15 protein-coding genes are annotated in these 19,669 nt (G+C 66.6%); 14 read left to right on the top strand and 1 reads right to left on the bottom strand.

Annotation, left to right across the window (positions count from 1 at the left end):
- Positions 1 to 27: 27 nt before the first annotated feature.
- Positions 28 to 1,221: a DNA-binding transcriptional regulator gene (locus U5798_RS26295; RefSeq protein WP_322083704.1), complete on the bottom strand. Its 1,194-nt coding sequence runs from the start codon at positions 1,219 to 1,221 to the stop codon at positions 28 to 30.
- A 267-nt stretch (positions 1,222 to 1,488) separates the two neighbouring features.
- Between U5798_RS26295 and xylA the strand changes: the two genes are divergently transcribed.
- The 14 genes from xylA (at position 1,489) to U5798_RS26225 (ending at position 19,655) form a co-directional block, all read left to right on the top strand.
- Complete coding sequence (xylA, locus tag U5798_RS26290) at positions 1,489 to 2,811, top strand: xylose isomerase (RefSeq protein WP_322083703.1); 1,323 nt, start codon at positions 1,489 to 1,491, stop codon at positions 2,809 to 2,811.
- A gap of 4 nt (positions 2,812 to 2,815) precedes the next feature.
- The gene (gene xylB, locus U5798_RS26285) at positions 2,816 to 4,294 is read left to right on the top strand and encodes a xylulokinase (RefSeq protein ID WP_322083702.1); all 1,479 of its coding nucleotides are present in this window, start codon (positions 2,816 to 2,818) and stop codon (positions 4,292 to 4,294) included.
- Between the two features lie 88 nt (positions 4,295 to 4,382).
- Positions 4,383 to 5,411, top strand: coding sequence for a D-xylose ABC transporter substrate-binding protein (gene xylF, locus U5798_RS26280; RefSeq protein WP_322083701.1), 1,029 nt, complete (start codon positions 4,383 to 4,385; stop codon positions 5,409 to 5,411).
- Between the two features lie 60 nt (positions 5,412 to 5,471).
- Positions 5,472 to 7,031: a D-xylose ABC transporter ATP-binding protein gene (gene xylG, locus U5798_RS26275; protein ID WP_322083700.1), complete on the top strand. Its 1,560-nt coding sequence runs from the start codon at positions 5,472 to 5,474 to the stop codon at positions 7,029 to 7,031.
- Positions 7,028 to 8,227, top strand: coding sequence for a sugar ABC transporter permease (locus U5798_RS26270; RefSeq protein WP_124455673.1), 1,200 nt, complete (start codon positions 7,028 to 7,030; stop codon positions 8,225 to 8,227). The genes xylG and U5798_RS26270 overlap by 4 nt, the downstream gene beginning before the upstream one ends.
- Before the next feature lie 35 nt (positions 8,228 to 8,262).
- Positions 8,263 to 8,583 carry a hypothetical protein gene (locus U5798_RS26265; RefSeq protein ID WP_322083699.1) on the top strand — a complete coding sequence of 107 codons (321 nt, stop codon included), beginning with the start codon at positions 8,263 to 8,265 and terminating at the stop codon, positions 8,581 to 8,583.
- 563 nt (positions 8,584 to 9,146) lie between these two features.
- Positions 9,147 to 11,432, top strand: coding sequence for a LamG-like jellyroll fold domain-containing protein (locus U5798_RS26260; RefSeq protein WP_322083698.1), 2,286 nt, complete (start codon positions 9,147 to 9,149; stop codon positions 11,430 to 11,432).
- Positions 11,433 to 11,630: 198 nt separating this feature from the next.
- Positions 11,631 to 13,982 carry a hypothetical protein gene (locus U5798_RS26255; protein ID WP_322083697.1) on the top strand — a complete coding sequence of 784 codons (2,352 nt, stop codon included), beginning with the start codon at positions 11,631 to 11,633 and terminating at the stop codon, positions 13,980 to 13,982.
- Between the two features lie 347 nt (positions 13,983 to 14,329).
- Positions 14,330 to 15,007, top strand: coding sequence for a GntR family transcriptional regulator (locus U5798_RS26250; protein WP_322083696.1), 678 nt, complete (start codon positions 14,330 to 14,332; stop codon positions 15,005 to 15,007).
- 129 nt (positions 15,008 to 15,136) lie between these two features.
- Positions 15,137 to 15,934, top strand: a complete 798-nt coding sequence (locus tag U5798_RS26245; RefSeq protein WP_322083695.1) for an ABC transporter substrate-binding protein — start codon at positions 15,137 to 15,139, stop codon at positions 15,932 to 15,934.
- 74 nt (positions 15,935 to 16,008) lie between these two features.
- A complete protein-coding gene (locus U5798_RS26240) occupies positions 16,009 to 16,707 on the top strand; it encodes an ABC transporter permease subunit (protein WP_322083694.1) in 699 nt (232 codons plus the stop codon).
- On the top strand, positions 16,704 to 17,444 hold the full coding sequence (locus U5798_RS26235) for an ABC transporter permease subunit (protein WP_322083693.1): 741 nt from the start codon (positions 16,704 to 16,706) through the stop codon (positions 17,442 to 17,444). Before U5798_RS26240 ends, U5798_RS26235 begins: the two co-directional genes overlap by 4 nt.
- A complete protein-coding gene (locus U5798_RS26230; protein ID WP_124455667.1) occupies positions 17,441 to 18,205 on the top strand; it encodes an ABC transporter ATP-binding protein in 765 nt (254 codons plus the stop codon). Before U5798_RS26235 ends, U5798_RS26230 begins: the two co-directional genes overlap by 4 nt.
- A gap of 79 nt (positions 18,206 to 18,284) precedes the next feature.
- On the top strand, positions 18,285 to 19,655 hold the full coding sequence (locus tag U5798_RS26225; protein ID WP_322083692.1) for an aspartate aminotransferase family protein: 1,371 nt from the start codon (positions 18,285 to 18,287) through the stop codon (positions 19,653 to 19,655).
- Positions 19,656 to 19,669: the final 14 nt, after the last annotated feature.

Raw genomic sequence — 19,669 nt, 5'->3', positions numbered from 1 at the left:
GGATGGAGGTCGGATGGGCGGCAGGCGTCAGTTCGTGGCAGCCGCGCGTTCCTGATATTCGCGCGGCGTGCAGCCGAGTTCGCGTCGGAACACCGCGTACATGTATTGCAACGACGTGAAGCCGCAGCGGATCGCGACTTCCGCGCTCGACACATGGCGGCCCGCGAGCAGCGCCTGTGCGGCCTCGAGCTTGTGACGCAGGATTTCCTGGTGCACGGTGCGCTGCAGTTCGCGGCGGAAGTGCTCCTCGAGCAGCGAGCGCGATACGCCGACATAGTCGGCGACCTGTTCGGTCTTGATCCCCTGGCACGCGTACTGGCGGATGAAATGCCGCGCGCGCATCACGTGCTGGCTGGCAAGCGGCTGGTGGCGCGTCGATTCGAGCACGTTGATGCCGACCGGCGGCACGAGAATGCGCTGCCCGGGAAAACGCGCGCCGCGCAGCATCCGGTGCAGCAGGTGTGCGGCGGTGCGGCCCATTTCCTCGGTGCCCTGAATGACCGACGACAACGGAATGCGCGTCAGCGTGCGCGTGAGCGGATCGTTGTCGATGCCGATGATCGCGACCTGTTCCGGTACCGCGATGCCGGCGATCATGCAGGCCTGCAACAGATGCCGCGCACGCGCGTCGGTCACGGCGATCACGCCGACGGGTTTCGGCAGCGCGTGCAGCCAGCCGATCAACTGCTCGATCGCGTGATTCCAGCCCGACGCGCTGGTCGACAGCCCGCGATAGATCGGCGCGTCGAGCCCGTCCGCGCGCGCAAGCTGGTCGAACGCCAGCTCGCGCTGCTGCGCCCAGCGGTTCTCCTGTGCGATCGGCAGGCTGTACATCGCGAAGTGCGCAAGGCCCGCACCGATCAGGTGCGAATACGCGAGCGACACGAGCTTCGGGTTGTCCGTCGCAATATATGGGACATCGTCCGGGTACTGCGCTGGATCCTCGTACGACGAGCCGACCGCGACGATCGGCAGCGGCGAGCCGGCGAGTGCGTCGGCGACGGCAGGATCGTCGAAGTCCGCGATGATGCCGTCGCCGTCGAAACGCTCGATGCCCGTGAGCCGGCAGCGGAAGTCGTCTTCGAGGAACAGGTCCCACACCACGCGGGTCGTGTGCAGGTACTGGCCGATGCCGCTGATGATCTCGCGGTCGTAGACCTTGTTCGCGTTGAACAGCAACGCGATGCGATGCGGTGTCTGGGCGGAAGGGGCGCGTGTCATCTGGGTGTCGGGGCAAACGCGTCGAGGACGCGGCGCCGTTGTCTCCTGGGTGCGCTCGCAGCGGCGGCGCGCGGTGGATTGGTGTACGGCGATTGTAGGACGGAATGCGCGCGGCGCGAGCGCGGCTGGCAAGAAACATCAAGCGTGCTGCGCAATTTCGCAATTGCCGGCCGGCAGGCGCACGGGCACGATCCAGCCAACCGAATTCGGCCGCGTGCGTCGCCGCGACGCGCGTTGCGCTGCAACAAGAACCTGCACGGAGACGCCATGTCGTATTTCGAACATATTCCCGCGATTCGCTACGAAGGCCCGCAGTCGGACAACCCGCTCGCCTATCATCATTACGACCCCGAGAAGCGCGTGCTCGGCAAGACGCTCGCCGAGCATCTGCGGATCGCGGTCTGCTACTGGCACACGTTCGTATGGCCGGGGCACGACATCTTCGGGCAGGGCGCGTTCCGGCGGCCCTGGCAGCAGCCGGGCGACGCACTCGAGCGGGCGCGGCAGAAAGCGGATGCGGCGTTCGAGTTCTTCACGAAACTCGGCACGCCTTTCTATACGTTCCACGACACGGACGTCGCACCGGAAGGCGACAGCCTGCGCGAATACGCGGCCAATTTCGCGCGGATGGTGGACTATCTCGGCGAGCGCCAGCAGGCGAGCGGCGTGCGGCTCCTGTGGGGCACCGCGAACCTGTTCTCGCACCCGCGCTTCGCGGCCGGCGCCGCGACGAACCCGAACCCCGACGTGTTCGCGTGGGCCGCGACCCAGGTGTGCCATGCGCTCGACGCGACCCACCGGCTCGGCGGCGAAAACTACGTGCTGTGGGGCGGGCGGGAAGGGTACGAGACGCTGCTGAATACCGACCTGAAGCGCGAGCGCGACCAGTTTGCCCGCTTCCTGTCGATGGTCGTCGAACACAAGCACAAGATCGGCTTCACGGGCGCGCTGCTCATCGAGCCGAAACCGCAGGAGCCGACCAAGCACCAGTACGACTACGACGTCGCGACGGTGCACGGCTTCCTCGTGCAGTACGGACTGCAGAACGAGATCCGTGTGAATATCGAGGCGAATCATGCAACGCTCGCGGGCCACTCGTTTCATCACGAGATCGCGAACGCGTTCGCGCTCGGCGTGTTCGGCAGCGTCGACGCGAACCGCGGCGATCCGCAGAACGGCTGGGACACCGACCAGTTTCCGAACAGCGTCGAGGAACTGACGCTCGCGTTCTACGAGATCCTGCGTCACGGCGGCTTCACGACCGGCGGCATGAACTTCGACGCGAAGGTGCGGCGCCAGAGCGTCGATCCGGAAGACCTGTTCTACGGCCACGTCGGCGCGATCGACGTGCTCGCGCTCGCGCTCGAACGCGCGGCGGTGCTGGTCGAGAACGACCGGCTCGATGCCCTGCGCCGGCAGCGCTACGCGAAGTGGGACGATGCGTTCGGCCGCCAGATCCTGTCGGGCGGCTATACGCTGGAGTCGCTCGCGGCCGATGCACTCGCGCGCGGCGTGGATCCGCAGCACGCGAGCGGCGCGCAGGAGCGGCTCGAGAACATCGTGAACCAGGCGATCTACGGGCTGCGCTGAAGCCATGTACATCGGACTCGATCTCGGCACGTCGGGCGTGAAGGCGGTGCTGCTCGATCGCGACGGCGCGGTGCGCGCGAGCGCGAGCCGCCCGTTGACGGTCAGCAGGCCGCAACCGCGCTGGTCCGAGCAGGCGCCGCGCGACTGGTGGGCCGCCGCATGCGCCGCGCTCGCCGCACTCGTGTCGGATGCGCGCACGGCCGGCATCGATCCGCGCGACATCGACGCACTCGGGTTGACCGGGCAGATGCATGGCGCGACGCTGCTCGATGCCCATGGCGACGTGCTGCGTCCCGCGATTTTGTGGAACGACGGGCGGGCGGACGCGGAGTGCGAGGAACTCGAACGGCTCGCGCCCGCGCTGCGCACGGTGGCCGGCAACATCGCGATGCCGGGCTTCACGGCACCCAAGCTGCTGTGGGTGCGTCGGCACGAGCCCGACGTGTTTGCCCGCATCGCGTACGTGCTGCTGCCGAAGGATTATCTGCGCTACCGGCTGACCGGCGCGTTCGCGACCGACCCGTCGGATGCCGCCGGCACGCTGTGGCTCGACGTCGCGAAGCGCGATTACGACGACACGCTGCTCGCGGCCTGCGGGCTGTCGCGCACGCAGATGCCGACCGTGTTCGAGGGCAACGCGGTGACCGGCACGCTGCTGCCGGCCGTCGCGCGTGCGCTTGGCCTGCGCGAGATTCCGGTGGTGGCCGGCGGCGGCGACAATGCGGCCGGCGCGGTGGGCGTCGGCATCGTGCGGCCGGGTGACGCGCTGCTGTCGCTCGGCACGTCGGGTGTGTATTTCGCGGCGTCGGACGGGTTCCGCGCGAATCCCGAATCGGCGGTGCACAGCTTCTGTCATGCGCTGCCGAATACATGGCACCTGATGTCCGTGATCCTGAACGCGGCCGGCTGTATCGACTTCACCGCGCAACTCGCCGGCTACGACGGCGTCGCGGCGCTGCTCGACGATGCCGAGGCGAACGCACGCGAGCGCCGCCCGTGGTTCCTGCCGTACCTGAGCGGCGAGCGCACGCCGCACAACGACGTGAACGCGAAGGGCGTGTTCTACGGGCTCACGCCCGATACGCAGCGCGCGGATCTCGCGAACGCGACGCTCGAAGGCGTCGGCTTCGCGCTGCTCGACGGCATCGACGCGCTGCATGCGGCCGGTCTCGCGCCGGACAGCATCACGGTGATCGGCGGCGGCTCGCGCAGCGCGTACTGGACGCAGATGCTCGCCGACCTGAGCGGTCGTGTGCTGACGCTGCGCGCGGGCGGCGAGATCGGGCCGGCGCTCGGCGCCGCGCGTCTTGCGCATCTCGCGCTCGAACCGGATGCGTCGCTCGCCGACGTGTGTCCGCAGCCGCCGGTCGTCGCGGTGCGCGAGCCCGATCTTGCACGGCATGCGTGGTATCGCGACACGCGGCGGCCGACGTTTCGCGCGCTGTACCGCGCGCTCGAACCGGTATTTGCAACGGGCGCGTGACGCACGTTGCAGTGACTCGATGCGGGCGGTGCCATCCGGCGGCCGCCCGCGGTTCGTGAGGTGGTTCCATAACAAGGAGTTTGGAGACATGAAAACCGTGACGCGTCGTACCGTATTGAGTTCGCTTGCCGGCGCCGCTGCGCTGGCGATCCTTGCGCTGGGCACGCCGCTCGCGCATGCGAGCAAGGACAAGCCCGAGATCGGCTTCTGCATCGACGATTTGCGCGTCGAGCGCTGGTCGCGCGATCGTGACTATTTCGTCGCGGCGGCGACGAAGCTCGGCGCGAAGGTGTCGGTGCAGTCGGCCGACGCGAGCGAGGCGCGGCAGATTTCGCAGATCGAGAACCTGATCTCGCGCGGCGTCGACGTGATCGTGATCGTGCCGTTCAACTCGAAGACGCTCGGCAACGTCGTGGCCGAGGCGAGGAAGGCCGGTATCAAGGTCGTGTCGTACGACCGCCTGATCCTCGACGCGGACGTCGACGCCTATATCTCGTTCGACAACGAGAAGGTCGGCGAGCTGCAGGCGCAGGGCGTGTTCGACGCGAAGCCGAAGGGCAACTATTTCCTGCTGGGCGGCGCGCCGACCGACAACAACGCGAAGATGCTGCGCGAAGGACAACTGAAGGTACTGAAGCCGGCGATCGACCGCGGCGACATCAAGGTCGTCGGCCAGCAGTGGGTGCCCGAATGGAGTGCGTCGACCGCGTTGCGGATCGTCGAGGACGCGCTGACCGCGAACAACAACAAGATCGACGCGATCGTCGCGTCGAACGACGGCACGGCCGGCGGCGCGATCCAGGCGCTCGCCGCGCAGCATCTGGCCGGCAAGGTGCCGGTGTCCGGGCAGGACGCGGATCTGGCTGCGGTCAAGCGCGTGATCGCCGGCACGCAGACGATGACCGTGTACAAGCCGTTGAAGCTGATCGCGAGCGAAGCCGCGACGCTCGCGGTCGATCTCGCGAAGGGGACGAAGCCCGCGTTCAACGCGCAATACGACAACGGCAAGAAGAAGGTCGATACGGTGCTGCTGCAGCCGACGCTGCTGACCAAGCGCAACGTCGACATCGTCGTGAAGGACGGCTTCTATACCCAGGCCCAGCTGGCGAGCCAGTAACGGCACGACGCGCGGGCAGCGCACCGGCGCACCCGCGCGCATCCTGCGAGGCATGAACGAATGACGGAACCCCTGCTGACGATGCGCGGCATCGTCAAGGCATTCGACGGCGTGAAGGCGCTCGACGGCATTGACCTGACCGTGCGCCCGGGCGAATGCGTCGGGCTGTGCGGCGAGAACGGCGCGGGCAAGTCGACGCTGATGAAGGTGCTGTCGGGCGTGTACCCGCACGGCACGTGGGACGGCGAGATCCGCTGGGAAGGTGCGCCGCTCGTCGCGTCCGGCGTGCGCGACACCGAGCGTGCGGGCATCGTGATCATCCACCAGGAGCTGATGCTCGTGCCCGAGCTGTCGGTCGCCGAGAACATCTTCCTCGGCAACGAGATCACGCTGCCCGGCGGGCGCATGCATTACGCGGAAATGGTGCGGCGCTCGGAAGCGTTGCTGCGCGAGCTGCGGATCGATGCGATCAACGTCGCGCAGCCGGTGATGAACTACGGCGGCGGCCACCAGCAGCTGATCGAAATCGCGAAGGCGCTGAACAAGCGCGCGAAGCTGCTGATTCTCGACGAGCCGTCGTCATCGCTGAGTGCGGCCGAAACGAGGATCCTGCTCGACATCGTGCGCGACCTGAAGCGCCGCGGCGTCGCGTGCGTGTATATCTCGCACAAGCTCGACGAGATCGACGCGGTGTGCGATACCGTGACCGTGATCCGCGACGGCCGCCACGTCGCGACCGAGCCGATGCGCACGCTCACCACCGACCGCATCATCGCGATGATGGTCGGGCGCGAGATCGACAATCTCTATCCACGCGAGCCTCACGAGATCGGCGACGTCGTGCTCGAGGCCCATCACGTCACCTGCCGCGACGTGACGAACCCGCGCCGCAAGCGCGTCGACGACGTGTCGTTCAGCGTGCGGCGCGGCGAGATTCTCGGCGTCGCCGGGCTGGTCGGCGCGGGCCGGACCGAGTTGATGCAGGCGATTTTCGGTGCGTATCCGGGCGAGAGCACGGCGGCCGTACGGATGAACGGCCGCACGCTGGCGATCCGCTCGCCGGCCGATGCGATCCGTGCGGGTATCGCGATGGTGCCGGAGGACCGCAAGCGCCACGGGATCGTGCCGCAGCTCGGCGTCGGCCACAACATCACGCTGGCGGTACTGCGCCGTTTCGCCACGCGCGGCCGAATCGACGCGGCCGCCGAACTCGACGCGATCCGCACCGAGATGCAGCGGCTGTCGGTGCGCGCCGCGCATCCGTTCCTGCCGATCGCGAGCCTGTCCGGCGGCAACCAGCAGAAGGCAGTGCTTGCCAGGATGCTGCTGGCGGACCCGCAGGTGCTGATCCTCGATGAACCGACCCGCGGCGTCGACGTCGGCGCGAAGGCGGAGATCTACCGGCTGATCTTCGCGCTCGCGAAGCGCGGCGTCGCGCTGATCGTCGTGTCGTCGGAGCTGCCGGAAGTGCTCGGGCTTGCCGATCGCGTGCTCGTGATCGGCGAGGGCGAGCTGCGCGGCGATTTCGTCAACGACGGTCTCACGCAGGAACAGATTCTCGGCGCCGCGCTGAAGCCCGCGCGGCGTCCGGCCGAACCCATTGCAGCGAGTGCGACATGAACACCGAACTTTCGTCTTCCCGGCCCGTATCGGCGGACCCCGAAACGCGCGCCGCGGGCGGCCATCCGCTGCGACGCATCTTCGTGCGCTACAAGGTGCTCGCGCTGCTGTTCGCGGTGGCCGCGATCTGGGCGTTCTTCTCGGTGCTGACGGACGGCGCGTTCGTCACGCCGCGCAACGTATCGAACCTGCTGCGGCAGATGTCGATCACCGGCATGCTCGCGTGCGGCATGGTGTTCGTCATCATCGCGGGCGAGATCGACCTGTCGGTCGGTTCGCTGCTCGGGCTGCTCGGCGGCGTCGCCGCGATCCTCGATGTCAACCGCCACTGGCCGGTCGCGGCAACGGTCCCGGCCGTGCTTGCGCTCGGCGTGCTGATCGGGCTGTTCAACGGCTGGTGGTCGACCTATCGGCGCGTGCCGTCGTTCATCGTCGGTCTCGGCGGGATGCTTGCCTTCCGCGGCATCCTGCTCGGCGTGACGGGCGGCTCGACGATCGCACCGGTGTCCGACGGCTTCGTGTTCATCGGGCAAGGCTATCTGCCGCGCATGGCGGGGGACGGCCTCGCGATCCTGCTGTTCGTGCTCGTGACGCTCCTGGTGGTGCGGCAGCGCGGCACGCGGCGACGCTATCGGCTCGCGGTCGCGCCGCTATGGCAGGACGGTGTGAAGGTCGCGGGGGCCGGTGCGGTGCTGTTCGCCTTCGTCGCGACGCTGGACCGTTACGGCGGCATTCCGGTGCCGGTGCTGTTGCTGCTCGCGTTGCTCGGCGTGTTCTCGTGGATCGCGACGCAGACGGTATTCGGCCGGCGCGTTTATGCGGTCGGCTCGAATCTCGAGGCAACGCGCTTGTCGGGCGTCGACACCGATCGCGTGAAACTTGCGATCTTTGCGCTGATGGGGTTGATGTGCGCGTTTGCCGGCCTCGTGAACACCGCGCGGCTCGCGGCCGGGTCGCCGTCCGCCGGCACGATGGGCGAGCTCGATGCGATCGCCGCGTGCTTCATCGGCGGCACGTCGATGCGCGGCGGGTCGGGCACGGTCTACGGCGCGCTGATCGGCGCGCTCGTGATGGCGAGCCTCGACAACGGGATGTCGATGCTCGACGTGGACGCGTACTGGCAGATGATCGTCAAGGGCGCGGTGCTGGTGCTCGCGGTGTGGATCGACGTGGTGTCGCGGTCGAACCGGCGGTGAGGCGGCGCCTGGCCGCCAGTCAACGAGAGGAAGACATGAAACGGAATTCGGTTCCCGTGCCCGGTATCTCCGCGCTGGCGGCCGCGCCGCTCGCCACGCCGGACGTCGAACACGGTGATGGGCCGATGCTCGGCCTGGGCGATCCGCGCGACCGCCGCATCATCGCGGATGCGCTGCGGACGCTGCTGCGCGAGCGCTCCGAAGCGCTCGCGTTCGCGATGCGCGTAGCGGACGAGCGCAACCAGCCGAGGCCCGACGCGAACGATTTCGCGCTGACCGACATCATTCGGCTGGCGCGTGTCGTCGAGCGCGCGGAACGATGCGGCGACGCTATGCGCGAGGTCGCGGCGCGCTGACGCGCGAGAGGTGCGACGGCGCGCGGTCCGCGCGCCGTGTGGTTCGGTTGCTCGTGCCGGACCATGCGCGTTGTTGTCCGATCAATCCCATGAGTCCAGCGCACCCCGCGCACCCCGCGCGAACTTTACCGTTCCCTTTCTTCGAACGATTGTCCGCTACCCGACCGGTTTGCGCGTCGGTGTGAATCGATGCGCTCGATCTACGGACGCCTTGCGGAAATTTCAGGAAAAGCGAACTTCTGCGGGCAACTGTCGGATAACGCATGCATTGCGCGCGGGCATCGAATGAAACATGCGGTTGTCGAACCGGCGCGTTCGCCTGGGGTCCGCACGTCGAACGACCGGTCGATTCCAAACGGAAATATTTTTGTACTGGAAAGTTACTCAGTTATGCGGATAATGCGCCGGAAGTTTTCCGCGACGCGGATCCGATTCGGAGTGCAAGTCATCTGCTTGTCACAGTCGCTTGCGAGTCTCCGTGATCCGCAGTGCCCCCGCGCCTCTCGGACGGTGTCTCTGCGGACCAACACATACTAAAGCCAACGATTACGAGGTCACGAAACATGGAAGCAGGAAGCAGCGCGGGCAAGGAGATCGTATCGATCCTCGATACAGGTGCGGACGTCGACAGCCGTTCAAGGCGGCGGTTCGTGGCCGGGCTCGGGGCCGTCACGTTACTGCCGGCATGCGGTGGGGGAGATGGCGGTGTCGCGGGCAAGACCGCCGCGGCGATGCAGGGCAGCCCCGTCACGAACGTCGCGGCGGCATCGGCATCGGCCACCGTCGCGACGCAGGGGAGTTTCAACCATCCCGGGCTGCTGCTTGCCGAAGCGGACTTCGCACGGATTCGCGACTGCATCAAGGCGGGGGAACAGCCGTGGTCGACGTGGTGGACGACGCTGTGCGCGAGCGCTGCGACCGATCTCAACGGCAAGCCGAACGCGCGCAGCGGAGTGTATCGCTCCGATCGCAGCGTCTATGCGATGTACTGGGACATCCAGCGCGCGTATTGTTGTGCGCTGCGCTGGAAGATCTCGCAGGACGATCGCTATGCGGATCTCGCGGTGGCGACGCTGGATGCGTGGTCGGCCGTGCTGAAGGAGGTGTGGTCGGTTCCCCCGGGATCAGGTGCGCACGAAGACTGGACCGGCTGGCTGATTGCCGGCATTCAGGGGCACCAATGGGCAAACGTTGGCGAGCTCATGCGAGCGTATTCCAAATGGGCGCCGGACGCCATCGCCCGCTTCAAGAACATGCTGCTGACGGTCTTCGCGAACCAGTCGTCGGGCTGGCTGACCGACACCAGCACCAAGAGCCTGCACCTCGACTCGTTTGCGAACTGGGATATGGCCGCACTGTGCGGCACGTTAGCCATCGGCGTGTTTTGCGACCGGGCCGATCTCTATCAGCAGGCGATCGACTACTACAAGGCGAACAACCTCGGCAACTTTCGCGCGACCTTCGGAAATGGCGCGTCGGCGCACAGCGTGTACTTCATGCATCCCGGCTACCTCGGTCAATGGCAGGAGAGCGGGCGCGATCAGGGGCACGCGACGCTCGGCATGTCGCTGTGCGGGGCGCTGTGCGAGATGGCGTGGAAGCAGGGCGAAGACCTGTACGGCTTCGACAACAACCGGTTCCTGGCCGGCGCGGAATACGTCGCGAAGTCCAACCTGCTCGATGCGGCCGGCAAGCCCTACGTGATGCCGTTTGCACGTCAATGGAGCTCGCAGGGTGTTTTCACCGCAGCCAACAACCAGTCTTATCAAAGCATGCGCGGCTGCTGGGAGCCGATCTACAACCACTACGTCAATCGCATGGGCATCGATGCGCCCAACGTCACGAAGATCGTCGCGATGACCGAGCAGAACTACTGGTCCAGTAACAGCGACGACATGGTGTTCGGCACGCTCACGCATCGCCTGCCGCCGTATGCGGGGTCGATGAAGGCGCCCGGCGGCCTGTCCGCGGCCGGTACGGGCGGGCGCGTCGTCCTGTCGTGGTGGGGCAGCGTAGGCGCTGCGTCCTACCGGATCAAGCGCAGCACCGTCGCCGACGGTTCGTTCGCGGATCTTGGCGTAGTGGCGGCAGGCGACGTCCTGACCTTTACCGATACGCCGCCGGCCGGCGTCTGGTTCTACCGCGTCGAGGCCATTGGCGCGGCCAGTCAAGGCACGGTAGCCTCCGCGTCGTTGCGCGTGGCTTTCCCCGGCGAGATGCAGTTGTCGATGGGGCTGGACGACGGGAGCGGCGCCGCGGCCATCGGCTGGAGCTTCGCAGGCGACGGCACGCGCCAGCGCGTCGACGGAACGCTCGCGCAAGGCGCGGCGTGGGGAGCGGGTCGGCGTTCGGGCAACGCCGTCGCATTCGACGGTCAACAAGCGTGTCTGCAGCTTCCGGCCGGGTTATTCGGTCAACTGAGTGATTTCACCGCCGGAATGTGGGTGTACGCGAACTCGCTCCATTGGGACAGCTGCCTCTTCTTCGCGGGGACCGACAACATCGCCTATATGCGGCTCGCCCCGCAAGCGGGTGGCGGGCATCTGCGTTTCGGGATCGCCGGCGCCAGCTACAACGACGAGCAGTCCGTCGAGGCAGGCATCGCATTGCCCACCGGCCGCTGGACGCATGTGGCGGTCACGCTGCAGGGCAACACCGCGAAGCTGTACATCGACGGGCAAGCCGTCGGCAGCAGCGATCAGATCCTGCTGTCGCCGCGCCAGGTCGGCGATGGATTGAGCCTGCTCGGCCGCGATGCGGTGCATCCGTCGTTCAACGGCCGTATCCAGGATTTTCGCGTGTACTCGCGTGCGTTGAGCGACAGCGAGATCGTGGCCTTGGCCACGTAACTGCGGCATGAGCATGCGGGCCGCGATGGCGGCCCGCATCGGCAGCGCAAGTACGCGCGTCGCGTGGTTCTGGTAATCGATTCGGTATCCTACGTTATCTCATGCCCATGTCGCGCTGGCGCCGCGTTTGTCGCACAGCCGGTGCCGTTCGTTCGCCGCTGGCTTGCGTTCATTCACAACGAGAAGAGGAGTGGTTTCATGGAGCAGAAAAATGTGCCGGCATGCGAGCCGGCCGAGCATCAAGCGGTGGACGGCCGCATCGAAAGCAACGCCCGGCGACACTTTCTGCTGGGCCTTGGCGGCCTCGGCGCCGCAACGTTGCTTTCCGCCTGCGGCGGAGCAGACGGCGGCGGCCCGCTGGCGGCCTCGATCAAGGCCGCTGCTGCCGGCGTCGGCGGCGCGGCTGCGCAGCCCGCCTACACGTGGGGCAACGTGCGGGTCGTCGCCGGCGGCTATGTAACGGGCCTCGTCGCGCATCCGTGGCAAAGCGGGCTCCTGTATGCGCGCACCGATATCGGCGGCGCGTATCGTTACGACGCGGCGAGCAGTACCTGGATCCCGCTGAACGACTGGACGCCGCCGTCGACCTCGCACTGGATGGGGATCGAGAGCATCGCCGTCGATCCGGGCAATCCGAACATGCTTTACATGGTCGTGGGCCTCTACACCAGTTGGTGGGCGCAGAACGGCGCCGTGCTCGTATCGTCGGATCGCGGCGCGACCTTCACGTCGTATCCGCTGGGCCTGCGGGTCGGCGGCAACCAGGATGGGCGCCAGGTCGGCGAACGGCTGCAGGTGGATCCGAACCACGGGTCGACGCTGTTCTACGGAAGCTCGAACGCCAGTTCGCAACCGGCCGCCAACGGCCTGTGGAAGAGTGCCGACAGCGGCCGGACCTGGGCGAGGGTGGGCGGCTTCAATGCGCTGTCGAGCGACGATACGGGCGCCGGCGTCGCGTTCGTCGCATTCGATCCGCGCTCCGGCGGAAACGGTTCGCCAAGCCAGATCCTGTTCGCCGGCGTGTCGACCGCCACGGCGGCATCGACCCTGTATCGCAGCGGCGACGGCGGCGCGACGTGGAACGCGGTCGCGGGCGGCCCGGCGAGCCCGATGATGCCGCAGCGCGGCCTGATCGGGCCTGACCGCAACCTGTATGTCACGTACGGCAACGCCGCGGGCCCCAACGGCATGACGGCCGGCCAGGTGTGGAAGTACGGCATCGACGCCGGCACGTGGGAGAACATCTCACCGCCCGGGGCGACCAACTACCCGTCGGGTTTCAGCGGCCTGGCGGTCGATCCGTGGAACCCGGGCGTCGCGGTCGTCATGACGATGGATCACTGGTGGCCGAGCGACACGATGTATCGCACGGGCGACGGCGGCAAGACGTGGACGGACGTCGGCGCGAATGCGGTGCGGGACGCCAGCCTGTCGCCCTGGTTGACGGATGGCAATGCGCAGGCCGGATTCGGTAACTGGCCGCAGGTCGTGATCGATCCGTCGAACGTCGATCATGCGTTCTATTCGACGGGCGCGACCATCTGGAGCACGACCAACCTGACCGACGCCGACCGCGGCCTGCCGACCCGCTGGACCATCGGCGCCAACGGCGTGGAGGAAACCGCCGTGCTCGCGCTGGCTTCGCCGACGGCGGGTGCTCCGCTCATCAGCGGCCTCGGCGACATCGGCGGGTTCGTGCATACCGATCTGACCCAGGCGCCGAAGCGGTCGGCGGCGAACATCAACGGCGGCAACGGCACGGGTGTCGATTTCGCACGCAACGTGCCGGCGAAGATGGTCATGGTCGGCACGGGCGTGGCCGGCGGCACCGCATTCGGTGCCGTGTCGCAGGACGGCGGCTCGACGTGGACGGCGTTCGCCAATCAGGCCGGTTCGTCGAAAGGGGCGGGGGCCGTGGCGTTGTCCGCGGATGGCCGCACGATCGTGTGGGCGCCGTCCGACGTGGCGCCGGTCTACTCGACAGACAACGGTGCGAGCTGGAACGCATGCTTGGGAGCGTGGACGAAAGCGCCGCTGCCGGTCGGCATCCAGGTGCTCTCGGACGGTCTCAATGCCGACCTGCTCTATGCGTGGGACAGCACGAACGGCGTGTTCTACAGCAGCGGCGATCAAGGCGCGACGTGGCTGGTTTCCGCCCACGGCCTGCCCAAGAGCGGCAAAGCATCGACGGTGACCGGCGTCCAGGGGCAGGTCTGGCTTGCAACATCGTCCGGCCTCTATCGCAGCGGCAGCTCGGGTTGGAGCTGGGATGCATTCCAGCCGGGCATCGTCACGTCGGCGATCTCGGTCGGGTTCGGCAAGGCGGCGCCGGGTGCGAACTATCCGGCCATCTATCTGGCGGGCACGGTCAACGGCGTGATCGCGCTGTTCCGTTCCGTCGACCAGGGCGCGACCTGGGTGCAGATCAACGATGCGCAGCACCAGTGGGGCGGCTACGCGCTGGTGGTCGGCGACCCGCGGACGTTCGGCACCGTCTACGTGTCGCCCAACAGCGGTCGCGGCATCATCTACGGCACTTCGTCGACCTGATCGATCGTCGCGTGATCATGGTTGCGGCGGCCTCGACAGGCTATATGTCGAGGCCGCCGCGACGTCTGCAGAGCACGCGTTCGATCGCTCGTCCTGGCCGCGCGTCGTCACTGCGGAAGCCGTCCGCAAGCATGACCTGCGCGTGCCGTCACGGCATGACATATCTACGGGTTAACCCATATTCGACATTTTTTATGGCGACATATAGTGCATCCATAGATACAAATATCCACTATTACGAAATACTTTCGTATGTAGGGTGGCGGTAGCTCGCGGGTCCTCGCATGCCGATTCGGCTGTGGGCGCTTCGCCGGCAATTCCGGTCGCCTTGCGAGAATGGGCAATGCATGAATATGGAAACCCGTACGCCTTCGCTGCACCCCCAGTTCCCCGCCACGGCCGAGGAAGAGGCCTACGCACACGTGCTCTACCGCATCCGGATGGGGACGTACAAGGCCGGCGATCGCCTGATTCCCGAGGACATCGCGGCTGAAATCAATACGAGCCGGATGCCGGTGCGCGAGGCGTTCCGCCGGCTCGCGAGCGAAGGGCTGGTCGTGATCCGTCCGAATCGCGGCGCGGTCGTGCGGGGGCTCGACGTCGACGAGATGGAAGTGGTGTTCGGCATGCGCGGCGTGCTGGAGGGGCTGGCGGCGCGCATGGCGCTGCCGAACATCACGCCGCAGCATATCGACGAACTGACGCGCCTGATCGACGCGATGGAGCGCGCTGAAGCCGACGGCCAGCAGTGGGTCACCGTGCATCGCAGCTTTCACGAATATCTGTGCCGGCTGTGCGGGCGCCAGCGCCTGATCACCCAGATCGCCGGGTTGCACACGGTGGTGGAGCCGCACATGCGTCTGTGGCTCGAGCGGGCCTACAAGCCGAAGACGTCGCGCGACGACCACATGGGGCTGATCGACGCGATCCGGGGAGGCGATCCTGCCGCGCTCGAGGCAGCGGTACGTGAGCACATCGAAGCGACCGTACCAGCAGTGCGTGACTGGATGACGGGCGGAAACTGACGGAAACAGGACGAGGCGGCGGTCGGCGTCTCGTTCATGTCGATAAGGTATCCGAATCAATTATCGTACCAAAACCACGCAACACGACCACGCAGTCATTTCCACCGAAACACGTTACGGAGTAGCAACATGAAACGACCCATGATGAGATTCCTGGTGCTCGCCACCGTCATGCTGGCGGCCGCGCAGGCCCAGGCGAAAGAGTGGAAGGACATCCGGATCGGCTACGAAGGCGCGTATCCGCCGTTTTCGTCGATGCAGCCGGACGGCACGCCGGTGGGCTTCGACATCGACGTCATCCATGCACTGTGCGCGCAGATGCACGCCAATTGCACGCTGGTGCAGATCGGCTGGGACGGTCTGCTTCCCGCGTTGATGGCCGACAAGGTCGACGCGATCGTCGCGTCGGTTGCGATCACCGCCGAGCGCAAGCAGAAGGTCGCGTTTACCGACAAGTACTACAACACGCCGCGCCGGCTGGTCGTCGCGAAAAACAGCCCCGTCAAGGACGCGACGCCGGCGGAACTCAAGGGCAAGCGCGTCGGCGTTCAGCGGGGCACGCTGGCCGACAAGTACGCGAGCGCGTACTGGGTGCAGAACGGCGTGCAAGTGGTGCGCTACCCGACCCAGGACGAGGTCTACCTCGATCTGCGCTCGGGCCGCATCGACGCCGCGTTGCAGGACGCGACGGCCGCGTATTCGGCGTTCCTGACGAAACCGGAAGGCGCGAACTTCAAGTTCGTCGGCACGCCGATCGTCGGTACGACGCCCGAGCAGAAGGCGCTGCTGGGCGAGGGCTACGGCATTCCGGTGCGCAAGACCGACGACGATCTCCGGCAGCAACTGAACCAGGCGATCACGGCCATTCGCGCCAACGGCGTGTATCAGTCCATCGAGAAGAAGTACTTCGATTTCGATATCTACTGACCGGGGCCGCGCCGGCGCGCGTGCATGCGCCGGCGCACCCTGGACGAATCCCGAGAGCGCTGGAAAGGAGCGTCATGTCCGCATTGCAGCAATACCTGCCTGCCCTGTTGCGCGGCGCCGAGGTGACGATCGTGCTCGCCGTGCTGTCCGTCGCGCTCGCCGTATGCATCGGCATGGCGGGCGCGATGGCCAAGCTGTCGGGCTCGCGCGTGCTGGTGTCCGCCGCCACTGCCTACACCACGCTGATTCGCGGCGTGCCGGAGTTCGTCATGATGTTGCTGGTGTTCTACGGCGGCCAGATCCTGTTGAACCGGCTGTCGGCCGCCTTCGGCCTGCATGCGCCCGATGTCGACGCGTTCGCCACCGCGGTGCTGACGATCGGCTTCATTTTCGGTGCGTACTACACGGAGACGTTCCGCGGCGCGATGCTCGGCGTACCGCGCGGCCAGATGGAGGCGGCGCGCGCATACGGATTCTCGGGATGGCTCGCCTTTCGCCGCATCCTGCTTCCACAGATGGCGCGGCTTGCATTGCCCGCCGCCGTGAACAACTGGCTGGTGCTGCTCAAGACCACGGCGATCGCGTCGCTGATCGGCCTGCACGACGTGATGTTCATCTCCGACCAGGCCGGCCGCACGACCCAGGCGCCGATGACGTTCTATCTCGCCGCCTGCGCGGTGTATCTGCTGGTGACGTCGGGGTCGACGGCGTGCGCGGCGCGTGCCCGCGTGCGCCTGAACCGCGGCATGCGCGAGGGGAGGCTGCACGGATGAGCCATGAACAATGGATCCCGCTGCTCGGCGCGTATGCCGGCGGGCTGTGGGTCACCGTGCAGTTGACCGTGGGCTCGCTGGCCCTCGGGCTGCTGCTCGCGATTCCGCTGGCCGTGTTGCGCGTGTCGCCGAACCGCTTCGTGCATGGCCCCGTGGCGGTCTACACGTGGTTCATGCGCGGCACGCCGTTGCTCGCGCAACTGATGATCGTCTATTACGGATTCGGCCAGTTCCAGTGGGTCCAGGACGCGTGGCAGCGCGGCAATCCGCTGCTCTTGCTGCTGCGCGATCCGTTCGGGTGCGCGATGATCGCGCTCACGGCGAACACCTGTGCGTATACCGTGGAAATCCTGGCCGGGGCGATCCGCGCCACCGCCTACGGCGAAATCGAAGCGGCGCAGGCCTACGGGATGTCCCGTGCGACCGCATGGCGCCGCATCGTGCTGCCGTCGGCGCTGCGCCGCTTCCTGCCCGCTTACAGCAACGAAATCATCCTGATGCTGCACGGCACGTCGCTCGTCAGCGCGATCACGCTGATCGACCTGACGGGCGCCGCGCGGGATTTCTACGCGAACTACTACGCACCGTTCGAGGCGTTCATTTCCGTCGGCACCGTCTATTTCGCGTTGACCGGGCTCGTCGCGCTGCTGATCCGGGCAACCGAGCGGCGCTGGCTCGTCCATCTGCGGCCATTGCCGCTTTCCACGCTTGCGCAATCGCGGAGCAACGCCACATGAATGCACTGTCTGTCGAAAATCTCCACAAGCGCTACGGCGACAACGAAGTCCTGAAAGGCGTCTCGCTGGCAGCCAACCCCGGCGACGTGATCAGCGTGATCGGTTCGTCGGGATCGGGCAAGAGCACGCTGCTTCGATGCATCAATTTTCTGGAGTCGCCTTCGTCGGGCCGCGTATCGCTCGGCGGCGGCGAGGTGCGGACGTCGGTCGACCGCAGCGGCCGGATCAGGATCTCGGATCCCGCCCAGTTGCGCCGGATGCGCACGCGGCTCGCGATGGTGTTCCAGCATTTCAATCTGTGGGCGCACATGACGGTGCTGCAGAACGTCGTCGAGGCACCGTTGCACGTGTTGAAGCTCGGTCGCGCGGAGGCGCGCGAGCGGGCGGAGCGCTATCTCGAGCAGGTGGGCATGACGCGCTTCGCCGATGCGTATCCGGCGCACCTGTCCGGCGGCCAGCAGCAGCGCGTCGCGATCGCACGGGCGCTCGCGATGGAGCCCGACGCGCTGTTGTTCGACGAACCGACGTCGGCGCTCGATCCGGAGCTGGTCGGCGACGTGCTCAAGGTGATGCGCGATCTCGCACACGAAGGACGCACGATGATCGTCGTCACGCACGAGATGGGCTTCGCGCGCGAGGTGTCGAACCACGTCATGTTCCTGCACCAGGGCGTGGTGGAGGAGGAAGGCCATCCGCGCAACATCTTGAAGACGCCGAGAAGCAGCCGGCTGCAGAAGTTCCTGTCCGGCGGGCTCAAGTAGTGCGGTCCGGCGGCCGATCCGGGCTGGTTCCGCACACGGAAGACACGACCATGGAAGAGACTCAACCAGGAAGGTACTCATGCACACGCTGAAGCAGAACGACATCGATCACGTCCTTCATCCGTATACGAACCTGAGCCGCCACCGCGACGTCGGGCCGATGGTGATCGAGCGCGGCGAGGGCGTCTACGTGTACGACACGGAAGGAAATCGCTACATCGAAGCGCTGAGCGGCCTGTTCTGCGCGTCGCTGGGGTTCAGCGAACCGCGGCTGGCCGACGCGGCTGACCGGCAGATGCGAAAGCTGCCGTTTTATCACGCGTTCGGTCATAAGTCGTCCGAACCGTCTATCCTGCTGGCCGAGAAACTGATCTCGATGGCGCCGGTGCCGATGTCGAAGGTGTTTTTCGCGAACTCGGGTTCGGAAGCGAACGACACCGCGGTGAAGCTGATCTGGTATTACAACAACGCGCTCGGGCGGCCGCTGAAGAAAAAGATCATCGCGCGCACACGGGCGTACCACGGCGTGACGATCGCCTCCGCGAGCCTGACCGGCCTGCCGAACAACCATCGCGATTTCGACCTGCCGATCGATCGCGTCCTGCATACGGACTGCCCGCACTACTATCGTCACGGGTTGCCCGGCGAATCGGAGGAGCAGTTCGCGACGCGCTGCGCCGATTCGCTCGAGCAACTGATCCTTCGTGAAGGGCCCGACACGATCGCCGCGTTCTTTGCCGAGCCGGTCATGGCGTCGGGCGGCGTGATCGTCCCGCCGGCCACCTACATGGAAAAGATCCAGCGCGTGCTGAAGCGGTACGACATCCTGCTCGTGGCCGACGAGGTGATCTGCGGGTTCGGTCGCACCGGCAACATGTTCGGCTCGGAAACCTTCGGCATGCAACCCGACATGATCGTCGTCGCCAAACAGTTGTCGGCCGGCTACCTGCCGATCTCGGCGCTGATGGTCAACGACGCGATCTATCGCGCGCTCGTGGCCGAAAGCGAGAAGATCGGCACCTTCGGCCACGGCTTCACGTACAGCGGTCATCCCGTTTGCGCGGCCGTCGCGCTCGAGACGCTGCGCATCTACGACGAAGACGGCGTGCTCGACCATGTGCGCAGCGTGATCCCGCACTTCCAGCAGCGCGTGGCCGATCTCGCCGCGCATCCGCTCGTGGGCGAGGCACGCGGGTCCGGGCTGCTCGCGGCCGTCGAACTGGTCGCCGACAAGGCGACGAAAGCGCCGTTCGCGCCGTCCGAAGGCGTGGCGATCCATGCCGGAGAGCGGGCGCTGACGTACGGCGTGATCACGCGGGCGCTCGGCGATACGTTCAATTTTTGCCCACCGCTGATCATCACGCACGACGAAATCGATCAGTTGTTCGATGCGTCGAAACAGGCGCTCGACGACACGCTCGCGTGGCGCCGGTCGCTGGCCGCACGCTGAATCGGGAGAACACC

Source organism: Burkholderia sp. BCC1972 (assembly GCF_905339605.1).
In the GTDB taxonomy this organism is placed as follows: Bacteria; Pseudomonadota; Gammaproteobacteria; order Burkholderiales; family Burkholderiaceae; genus Burkholderia.
The sequence above is the reverse complement of the archived record's forward strand: the minus strand, read 5'-3'. Positions and strand labels throughout refer to the sequence as shown.

Excerpts from the sequence above, each read along its gene's own strand:
- U5798_RS26295 (WP_322083704.1), bottom strand. The coding sequence starts at position 1,221 with ATGACACGCGCCCCTTCCGCCCAGACACCGCATCGCATCGCGTTGCTG.
- xylA (WP_322083703.1), top strand. The coding sequence starts at position 1,489 with ATGTCGTATTTCGAACATATTCCCGCGATTCGCTACGAAGGCCCGCAG.
- xylB (WP_322083702.1), top strand. The coding sequence starts at position 2,816 with ATGTACATCGGACTCGATCTCGGCACGTCGGGCGTGAAGGCGGTGCTG.
- xylF (WP_322083701.1), top strand. The coding sequence starts at position 4,383 with ATGAAAACCGTGACGCGTCGTACCGTATTGAGTTCGCTTGCCGGCGCC.
- xylG (WP_322083700.1), top strand. The coding sequence starts at position 5,472 with ATGACGGAACCCCTGCTGACGATGCGCGGCATCGTCAAGGCATTCGAC.
- U5798_RS26270 (WP_124455673.1), top strand. The coding sequence starts at position 7,028 with ATGAACACCGAACTTTCGTCTTCCCGGCCCGTATCGGCGGACCCCGAA.
- U5798_RS26265 (WP_322083699.1), top strand. The coding sequence starts at position 8,263 with ATGAAACGGAATTCGGTTCCCGTGCCCGGTATCTCCGCGCTGGCGGCC.
- U5798_RS26260 (WP_322083698.1), top strand. The coding sequence starts at position 9,147 with ATGGAAGCAGGAAGCAGCGCGGGCAAGGAGATCGTATCGATCCTCGAT.
- U5798_RS26255 (WP_322083697.1), top strand. The coding sequence starts at position 11,631 with ATGGAGCAGAAAAATGTGCCGGCATGCGAGCCGGCCGAGCATCAAGCG.
- U5798_RS26250 (WP_322083696.1), top strand. The coding sequence starts at position 14,330 with ATGAATATGGAAACCCGTACGCCTTCGCTGCACCCCCAGTTCCCCGCC.
- U5798_RS26245 (WP_322083695.1), top strand. The coding sequence starts at position 15,137 with ATGAAACGACCCATGATGAGATTCCTGGTGCTCGCCACCGTCATGCTG.
- U5798_RS26240 (WP_322083694.1), top strand. The coding sequence starts at position 16,009 with ATGTCCGCATTGCAGCAATACCTGCCTGCCCTGTTGCGCGGCGCCGAG.
- U5798_RS26235 (WP_322083693.1), top strand. The coding sequence starts at position 16,704 with ATGAGCCATGAACAATGGATCCCGCTGCTCGGCGCGTATGCCGGCGGG.
- U5798_RS26230 (WP_124455667.1), top strand. The coding sequence starts at position 17,441 with ATGAATGCACTGTCTGTCGAAAATCTCCACAAGCGCTACGGCGACAAC.
- U5798_RS26225 (WP_322083692.1), top strand. The coding sequence starts at position 18,285 with ATGCACACGCTGAAGCAGAACGACATCGATCACGTCCTTCATCCGTAT.